Source organism: Aeromonas sp. HMWF015, assembly GCF_963878965.1.
Lineage (GTDB): Bacteria > Pseudomonadota > Gammaproteobacteria > Enterobacterales > Aeromonadaceae > Aeromonas > Aeromonas veronii.
The window spans coordinates 1-1,123 of sequence record NZ_CAWNZT010000007.1; the positions used below are offsets into that span (position 1 = coordinate 1).

At 59.3% G+C, this 1,123-nt stretch carries 1 protein-coding gene; it reads right to left on the reverse strand.

Annotated features, from left to right (window positions below; translation table 11 throughout):
- Positions 1–1,123 (reverse strand): DUF927 domain-containing protein (locus AACS18_RS00405; protein ID WP_146184827.1); only part of this gene is annotated, 1,123 nt, incomplete at both ends.

Genomic DNA, 1,123 nt, shown 5'->3' on the forward strand with positions numbered 1-1,123 from the left:
GACAAGTTCGCACGGCTTTAGTGGCCTCTCCTGCTTGCCATCCAGTAATCCCCAAGCGGGTGGCCAGCTCACCGGCAGCGGCTACCAGGGCAAAGCGGTTGATCGCACGCCCTACCTGATTACCGGCACCCTCTGGGGTCATAGTCGTGACCAATCGGCGGATCTCGCCCTTCATCCATGCGCTGTGCCCGTTCAGGTCATTGGCCAATGCCTCAACATAAGCACGAAAAGCTGTGCCGTGTTGTCCTTGCAGGTGCTCGCGCAGGGTATCGGCAAACTGGCGGCCATCGGCCATACCATGTAGCTCCTCAAACGCTCCATGTTTGCCGGTATCACTTGGGATCTGGATAGTGCGGATCTCCATACCGGCAAAGGTACGCTGGCCTGCTTGCTCGGCGTGGTCTTCCAGGGAAAGCTCACCGGTAGAGAGGAACAGCAAGCGCCACTGCTTGCGCTCGCGCAGCTCCCCATCCTGGCGGCTCCGGCCCTTGCCCTGTCCGTTAGCCAGCATATAGGCGACCAGACCGGCCTCCCGTCCATCCACCTCCTTGATTTCATCCAGGCACAGCAAGGCATCATTGCGGCGACTGGCGATCCCTTCTATCGCGTTACCGGTGGCTCGCCAGGTATGGGCAAACGCCTCTGGGCCGTACACGCTGGCAGCAGCCATCATCACGGTGGTCTTTCCATCGGTACTCTCACCTTTCAGGTGGAACCCTCCCCCCTCTACCCCGATCAGTGATAGCAAGGGAGCAGCAAAGGCACACGACATGGCAAAGGCTAACCGACTATTACCAACCGCCAGATCGGCAACCTGAGCTTGCCACTCGGCCAAGGTGCCTGACGTGGTGAAGTCGTTATTCACATAGCCGGTAGTTTGCAGGATCACCTCGTTGGCGTCCGGCCCCAAGTTGCCATTTGGCAGCACATAGGCCCGCTTGTGCCAACCAGTGCGCTCGACACAGGTGATCCTGGCTTGTGGCTGGCAGCTCATCAGGTAATCGCGCAGCAGATTCTTTTTGCTCATGTTGATGTAACTGAGCCCGCTTTCCGCCAGCTGGCCGAATACCTCCTCGCCACCTTTGTGAACCAGCATGCGCATGGGCATTGCCCAACGGCGGGT